Raw genomic sequence first — 6,478 nt, 5'->3', positions numbered from 1 at the left:
GATGTTGTTTCTATCTCCAAGATTGTTTTTGATTGACGATGGTGGACACTTCAGTGAGGATGTCAACTGCCAGCGTCGCTTCGCTCCGACACTGTCCACGATCATTCGGAATCACTGTCCACGATCATCGGAATCCGCACGCTCCCGCAGCATGGAGCCTCCTGAAGCAGCTTTACCGGATGCTGTGCTACTCCTGCAGATATGTTCTCTTCAGCGGCAGTGATCCGTTTGACTCGGTGGGGATTCCTCAGGTTGATTTCTATCGTGCGGTTCTGGATATCGGGAGAAAGGTAGAATCGACGCGCGCATTCGTCCGCGAATCAATTCTTTTGGCACTTGGCAATGGTCTCAATACTCATACGCTCTGGGAGGATCTTCTTGAGGTGATTGTTGCATGCCTGGAAACGGCGGATATGAAGGAGATGACAATCGAGGTCTGCAATGACCTTCGCAAGGATGCGGCCGCCGGCAGGCTGCGTGATTTGGAGGCTTTTTCGAAAGGGGACAAGGATTATCGGGCAAAGGACTTCGTGAATAATCTGGCCGTGTTAGGTTGGATGTGTCACATGGCGCTCGAGCAGCCGGAGGACGCAATCCGGTACTTTCGTCAATACCATGTAGAAAAGAACCCTGAGATCGCCTTGTATGTGCTTCTGCGAATGATTGAACAGCGCCGATCCTGGGTCCTCTGGCTTCAAACCTATGAAAATGCTGTGTGCGGCGGTATCCAGCCGCGGGAGGAACTGCAGCGCCGGCTCAAAGAAATTCGAGGAAGCCTCGACCTCAGTGAGCGCGGAGAGCAGCCCGACGGCAAGTGAGAGGGTTCTTGAGTTCAGGTGAAGTCGTTCGGATTCTCCTCGGCGTGACTCGAATCGGCATTCATCGACTTTCAACGATTTACGTTTGTTCTTGTACGCTCTTTTCGATGGTGGTAGCCTCGGTAGCATATCGCAGGGGATTCAGTCCGTCTCGGCGTGAGTGCGTCGCCCATGCAAGGAAGCATCATGCCTGAACCTTGGGTTTCTGTTGAAAAAGTAGCGGATCACCTTGGTGTGGCCAAGGATTCTGTTTACCGTTGGATCGAGGCCAAAAGCCTGCCGGCACACAGAGTTGGGCGGCTTTGGAAGTTCAAACTTTCGGAGATCGATGAGTGGGTGTGTGCGGGAGGGGCAGGTCAGAATGATGTCAATCCCGGCAAGAAAGAAAATCGGTGACTGGCTCGAATGGCACGAACTTAAGGGAAATTGCCGGCCAAACCTGGACATGGACTTGGACTTCGACCTGGACCTGGACCTAGACTTGGATTGTGACAATCCGTCGGGGACTTTGATTTCAGGTATCCGGCTTGGGTCAAATAGTCCAAGTCCAGGTCCAAGTCGAAGTCCAGGCCGAAGTCCAGAACCAGGTTTCTACCGAGGATACTCGTTATCTAAGTGCCATTGTGCCAGTCACCGATTTTCACGAGGTGATCAATGCCCGACCACAATTACTTCGCAAACCTGATCTGGCAGATCGCCGACCTGCTGCGCGGACCCTATCGGCCGCCGCAATATGAGCGCGTCATGTTGCCGATGACCGTCTTGCGCAGGTTCGATTGCGTGCTCGCCTCCACGAAGGCGGCGGTGCTCCGAAAGCACGATCAGGTGAAGGACAAGTACAGGGACGAAGCGCTCGACAGAATCCTCGATAAGGCAGCCGGCCAACGATTCCACAACCATTCGCCGCTCGACTTTGAAAAGCTGAAAGGCGACCCGGACAACATCGAAAAGCACCTCGTCAGTTATATCAAGGGCTTCTCGGCCAACGTCCGCAAGATTTTCGAATTCTTCGAACTTGAGCCCGAAATCGAGAAAATGCGCGAGGCGAACATCCTTTACCTCGTCGTCTCCAAGTTCTGCGACGTTGACCTGCATCCTACCGCCGTGCCCAACGAGCAGATGGGACTGATCTTTGAAAATCTCATCCGCCGCTTCAATGAACTGGCGAATGAGACCGCCGGCGACCATTTCACCCCACGAGAAGTCATCCGGCTGATGGTAAATATCCTGTTTATCAATGACGACAAACTCCTCGCCACACCGGGAACAGTGCGTAAACTGCTCGATCCCGCATGCGGAACCGGCGGCATGCTGGCCGAGTCGCAGAATTACTTACGGGAGCACCACGCGGCGGCCAGGCTCTACGTTTATGGGCAGGATTACAACAAACGCGCCTTCGCCACTGCAGCGTCCGACATGCTCATGAAGCAGGTGGACCACAACGGCGGCGGCAACAACGTTCGCTACGGCGACAGCTTCACCGAGGATCAGTTCGAGGGCGAGACCTTCGACTACCTGCTCGCCAATCCGCCCTTCGGTGTGGATTGGAAGAAGGAGCAGAAGGAGATCGAACGCCAGCACGACAAGCTTGGTTTCTCGGGCCGCTTCGGCGCCGGCCTGCCGCGCGTCAACGACGGATCGCTGCTCTTCCTGCAGCACATGATCAGCAAATTCGAGCCGGTGCTTCCCGACCAGCAAAAGCACGGCTCGCGTCTGGCAATCGTCTTCAGTGGATCGCCGCTCTTCACCGGTGGCGCGGGCTCGGGCGAGAGCGACATTCGAAAGTGGATCATCGAATTTGACTGGCTCGAGGCCATCATCGCTCTGCCGGAGCAGATGTTCTACAACACCGGCATCGGCACTTACATCTGGATAGTCACCAACCGCAAGGAGAAGCGCCGCAAGGGCAGGATTCAACTCATCGATGCTCGGGAATACTACGTTCCCATGCGCCGCAGCCTTGGCGACAAGCGCCGCAAGATCGGCGAAAAGGAAGATGGAAAGGATCAGATCGCCGACATTGTAAAGCTCTACGGCCGCTTCGCCGACGGCGACAAGTCGAAGATTTTTAACAACGCGGACTTCGGCTACACGCGCGTGACCGTGGAGCGCCCCCTGCGCCTGAGTTATCAGATGACGGTCGAGGACAAAGCCCGCTTCCTTGACGCCTGCCCGCACTTGCTCGATGACGTGCAAGCAATCGACAAGGCTCTTGGCCGCGAGCCGCAACGCGATTGGAATGCAGTCTGGGCGCAGATCCAGGACTTGCTCCACACGCGTAGGTCGCGCTGGAAGGCGACCGAGCAGAAGCTCTTCCTCAGCGTGTTTGCCCAGAAGGACCCCGAGGCCAGGCCGGTTGCTACAGGTGGCCGCGGCCAGTGCTACGAGCCAGACACCGATTTGCGCGACTTCGAGAACGTGCCGCTCAAGGACGACATAGACGCCTATTTCGAACGCGAAGTGCAGCCTCACGTTGCCGACGCCTGGATGGACCGCACCAAGGACAAAGTGGGTTACGAAATCAACTTCAACCGCCACTTCTACAAATACACGCCGCCGCGACCGCTGGAAGAGATCGATGCGGATCTCAAGCTCGCGGAGGAGGAGATCATGCGGCTATTGCAGGAGGTGACGAAGTGAGAGACTCAGAAGCGCACTCGAGAGTCCGTCTAAAGTACTTGGCGCATCTTGAGATGGGGCAATCTCCACCTTCCACCATGTATACATTGTCGCCGGAGGATGGACTGCCTTTCCTTCAGGGAACAGCTGATTTTGGCGTGCAGTTCCCGGAGCCAAAGGTATACTGCGACTCGCCTACCAAAATTGCGATAACGGGCGACATTCTCTTCTCGGTTCGAGCACCAGTTGGCGAACTGAACATCGCGAGGCAAAATACGGGAATCGGGCGAGGACTCTGCGCGATCCGGCCGAACAAGGATTGGGTTTTTCGGTTTGCCTGGTGGGCTATTCATGAAGCTCGGTACCAGCTCAACTTCGAGTCTACCGGCAGCACCTACGAAGCTGTCTCGACTGAGGATGTTGCCAATATGCCTGTCGAGTTGGCGCCTGTTTTTGAGCAACGCGCCATCGCGGATTACCTGGACGACGAGACAGCACGGCTGGACGGGCTGGTGGCGGCGAAGGAGCGCGTGCTAGGGTTGTTGGCAGAGAAGCGGCGGGCGCTCATAGCCCGCGCCGTCACCCGCGGCCTCGATCCCCGCGCCCCCCTCCGCGACTCCGGCATCCCCTGGCTGGGCGAGATTCCGGCGCATTGGCCTCTGGTACGAGCGAAATTCCTTTGGCAGGAACAATCGCTGCCTGTTCGTAAAGATGACGAAATGGTTACCTGCTTCCGCGATGGCCAAGTAACCCTCCGGAAGAATCGCCGCGAAGAGGGATTTACCAATGCAATTAAGGAACTTGGTTATCAGGGCGTTAGAGCGGGACAACTTGTTCTTCACTCCATGGATGCCTTTGCCGGAGCCATCGGTGTCTGTGACTCGGATGGCAAGTGCACTCCCGAATACATCATTTGTAATCCAGTCAGGGTGGATGTCTCAAATCCGTATTTCGGATTCTTGCTGCGGGTGATGGCGCTCAATGGATTCATTCAAGCCAGCTGTACTGCTGTTCGTGAGCGTGCTCCGAGGATTCACTTTTCAGACTTCGGAAATATGTTTTTCCCACTCCCACCTCTTGGCGAACAGCATGGGATTGTCGCTCACATCACTGAAGAAACAGCAAAGCTGAACGCAATGCGTTCGGCAACTGAACGCACCGTGGCTTTGCTCAAAGAGCGCCGCGCCGCTCTTATCGCTGCCGCTGTTACAGGCAAGATTGCAATCCCTAGTAAAAATAAGATGGCGAAGGAGTGCCAAAATGCAATTTAGACACCTGAAGCTCAAGAATTGGCGCAATTTCGTAAATGTGGATTTGTCCTTCGGTGAGCGCCTGTTCCTTACCGGGCCAAATGCGAGCGGCAAATCCAACCTGCTCGATGCGTTCCGGTTCCTGCGCGACATCGCCAAAACGGGCGGCGGCTTGCAGCAGGCCGTGCGTGAACGCGGCTCACTCGGCAAGATCCGGTGCTTAGCAGCCAGGAGATACCCCGATGTAGAACTCGAGGTTGTCCTGGAGGAGAACGGATCAGCGAATGCCACCGTTTGGCGCTACGGTATTGGCATGCGCCAGGAATCACGCGGCCAGCGCAGGGTGATGTTGACGCATGAACGGGTATGGCGGAATGACGAAATATTGCTGGATCGACCCGATGATGAGGATAAGAAGGACGACTGGCGTTTGACGCAAACACATCTCGAGCAGATTGCATCCAATGTCTCCTTTCGATCAGTGGCGGATACGTTCCAAAAGACGCTTTATCTGCATCTCGTCCCGCAGCTGCTGAAACATCCAAACCTGGCCAACCGGGAAGCCGCCGGAGAGGATCCGTTCGGCCTGAAGTTCCTGGATCGGATCATGAGCGCCCCTGAGAAGACGCGCCGGGCAAGGCTGAGAAAAATCGAACAAGCGTTAAAAATCGCGGTGCCCGAACTGGAAAACCTCACCGATATTCGGGATGACCGGGGCTTGCCCCATCTTGAAGCGCTTTATAAACATTGGAGGCCTCAGGGAGGGCGGCAGCGTGAAGACCAGTTTTCCGACGGCACATTGCGATTGATCGGCCTTTTGTGGGCCCTGCTCGAAGGAGATGATCTCCTGCTGCTGGAAGAGCCCGAACTTTCCCTACATGCCGGGGTGGTAGCCAAATTACCGGCATTGATCTGGCGATTGCAGAAGCAGAAGATGCGCCAGGTCATTATCTCCTCTCACAGTGCCGAAATGCTGGCGGATCGTGGGATCAGGGCGACTGAAGTGGCCTTACTGCGGCCTCGAGGAAGTGAGGGAACGGTGGTGGAACTCGCCGCTGATAATCGAGATATCCGGCTTCTGCTCGACGGGGGAATGGCCATGTCGGATGCGATCCTGCCGATGACCGCGCCAGAGGAAATCGAACAGATGGATCTGTTCTCATGACGCAATCAATACCCATTTATATAGCGGTGGAGGATGAACTGTCGGAATGGGTTATCAAGCGAATCCTCGGAATGCGGCAGGTGCAATATTCATTTGGGAAAATCCTTACGGCGAGGCGGGTACGGCTATTTGAAGAAAAACGTACGAGCTTTCAGCAATTTGGCCAAGGGGTGTCCCGTCCTGCTACTGACTGATCTGGACAGATATTCCTGTCCGCCTGAGCTTATCAATGACTGGACGGCGCTTCCATTGCATCCAAATCTTCTCTTTCGCGTCGCAGTGCGGGAAGTGGAGAGCTGGTTGCTGGGCGACGGCAAAGGACTCTCTTCCTTTTTGCAATTACGATCATCCATAGTGATTGCCGATCCCGAAAACCTCGCCGATCCCAAGGAAGAATTACTGAGACACGCGCTCAAGAGTCCCGTGCGCCGGATTCGGGATGCTTTGGCTTTTCATGATGACAGAGGGCAGGTTTATCAAGGGCCCGATTACAATGGCACTCTCGCCGGCTTCGTCATGAATCATTGGCATGTCTCATCAGCCAGCGGCCGATGCCATAGTCTGGAAAGGTTCCTCGCGGCTCTGCAACGCATGGAAGAGAGGTCATGATCCTGGTTGGATCCTGG

Annotated in this window: 6 protein-coding genes; all 6 read left to right on the top strand. The window is 55.5% G+C overall.

What is annotated here, in order from left to right; translation table 11 throughout:
- The first annotated feature begins 179 nt into the window (after positions 1–179).
- The 6 genes from LAP85_27980 to LAP85_27955 all read left to right on the top strand — a co-directional run bounded on the left by LAP85_27980 (position 180) and on the right by LAP85_27955 (position 6,461).
- Entirely contained in the window at positions 180–818 is a 639-nt protein-coding gene (locus tag LAP85_27980; protein MBZ5500252.1) for a hypothetical protein, read from the top strand.
- Between the two features lie 186 nt (positions 819–1,004).
- Positions 1,005–1,214, top strand: coding sequence for a helix-turn-helix domain-containing protein (locus LAP85_27975; protein ID MBZ5500251.1), 210 nt, complete (start codon positions 1,005–1,007; stop codon positions 1,212–1,214).
- A gap of 258 nt (positions 1,215–1,472) precedes the next feature.
- Entirely contained in the window at positions 1,473–3,458 is a 1,986-nt protein-coding gene (locus tag LAP85_27970; protein ID MBZ5500250.1) for a type I restriction-modification system subunit M, read from the top strand.
- Positions 3,455–4,708 carry a restriction endonuclease subunit S gene (locus tag LAP85_27965; protein ID MBZ5500249.1) on the top strand — a complete coding sequence of 418 codons (1,254 nt, stop codon included), beginning with the start codon at positions 3,455–3,457 and terminating at the stop codon, positions 4,706–4,708. The genes LAP85_27970 and LAP85_27965 overlap by 4 nt, the downstream gene beginning before the upstream one ends.
- Positions 4,698–5,852, top strand: a complete 1,155-nt coding sequence (locus LAP85_27960) for an AAA family ATPase (GenBank protein ID MBZ5500248.1) — start codon at positions 4,698–4,700, stop codon at positions 5,850–5,852. Before LAP85_27965 ends, LAP85_27960 begins: the two co-directional genes overlap by 11 nt.
- A 129-nt stretch (positions 5,853–5,981) precedes the next feature.
- A complete protein-coding gene (locus LAP85_27955; GenBank protein MBZ5500247.1) occupies positions 5,982–6,461 on the top strand; it encodes a DUF4276 family protein in 480 nt (159 codons plus the stop codon).
- The last annotated feature ends 17 nt before the right edge of the window (positions 6,462–6,478 follow it).

The sequence above is a fragment of the Terriglobia bacterium genome (genome assembly GCA_020072565.1).
Classification (GTDB): domain Bacteria; phylum Acidobacteriota; class UBA6911; order UBA6911; family UBA6911; genus JAFNAG01.
This window is presented reverse-complemented; position numbering and strand designations above follow the sequence as displayed.